This is a genomic window from Sphingomonas yabuuchiae, from assembly GCF_014199595.1.
Classification (GTDB): domain Bacteria; phylum Pseudomonadota; class Alphaproteobacteria; order Sphingomonadales; family Sphingomonadaceae; genus Sphingomonas; species Sphingomonas yabuuchiae.
In genome coordinates this window covers 1-1,152 of the sequence record NZ_JACHNX010000058.1, presented here as the reverse complement: position 1 = coordinate 1,152, position 1,152 = coordinate 1, and the positions used below count along the sequence as shown (strand labels likewise).

General features: G+C 66.1%; 1 protein-coding gene. It reads left to right on the top strand.

Annotated features, from left to right (window positions below):
* Window positions 1–93 precede the first annotated feature (93 nt).
* Complete coding sequence (locus tag GGQ89_RS19820) at window positions 94–1,008, top strand: IS5 family transposase (protein ID WP_184107211.1); 915 nt, start codon at window positions 94–96, stop codon at window positions 1,006–1,008.
* The last annotated feature ends 144 nt before the right edge of the window (window positions 1,009–1,152 follow it).

Here is a 1,152-nt window from a genome sequence, read left to right as displayed (position 1 = left end):
AGGGGATCGTTGCAAAAGACCTGCGCAGGTGATTGATTATCGCGAGTTGGGGGGGCGTTTGCGATGGATCAGGGTTGCTTAGTGGATGGCCTGGTGTCGCCGCGTCTGGGTCGCAATGTCCGGCTGGAGCGGTTGGCGCGGGAAGTGGACTGGGCCGATCTGGGGTCGCTCTTGTCGCCGCTGCGTGCCGAGCGGGGCGGTCGCCCGCCCTTTGATGCGCTGCTGATGGTCAAGGCGCTGGTGTTGCAGCGTATTTATGCGCTGTCGGACCATGGGCTGGAGGAAGCGCTGGACGACCGGATGTCGTTTCGCCGCTTTGTCGGGCTGTCACTGGAGGATGCGCCGCCCGACCACAGCACCATCTGCCGGTTCCGCAACCGGCTGCTGGAGGCGGGCCTGGGCGAGGCGTTGTTCGTCGCCTTCGAGCGGCAACTGGCCGTGCGTGGGCTGATCCTGAAACAGGGCACGATGATCGACGCCTCGCTGGTGGCGACACCGTTCCGCCCAGGGTCGCGCGATGGTCGCCGGGCACCGGTCGACGGCGATGCGGCCAATACCGCCCGCAAGGGCAGGCCGGGCGGGCATTTCGGCTACAAGCTGCATATCGGGGTGGATCATGGCAGTCGGCTGATCCGCCGGCTGGTGCTGACCCCGGCCAACGTCAACGATACCGTGCCCGCCGACGATCTAGTTTGCGGCGACGAAAGGGCGGTCTATGCCGACAAGGCCTATGCCAAACGCGCCCGCCGCCAGTGGCTGGGCGTGCAAGGCATCAAGCCGCGGATCATGCACAAGAGCTGGGGTGGCGGCCCGCCGCTGACCCGGTGGCAACAGCGACACAATGCCCTGATCGCGCCGATCCGCGCCCAGGTCGAGGGCGTCTTTGCCACCCTCAAGCGATGGCGGGGCTTCGACTGCGTACGCTACAAGGGGCTGGCCAGGAACCGCAACGACAGCTTTCTGCTTGCCCTGGCGTACAACATGACCACCGCGCTGCGTCTCACCTGAACCCCTTGCGCCCCCGAACCTGCTCACCAGAGCTCGAGTACCCCGCCATCCACCGCCCGCTGGTCAGCGGGCGGGGCCGCTGACACCCAGCCAATCCGAAATACCCGCCCAGTTCACTGCAATCGGGTTTTGCAATGATCTCCT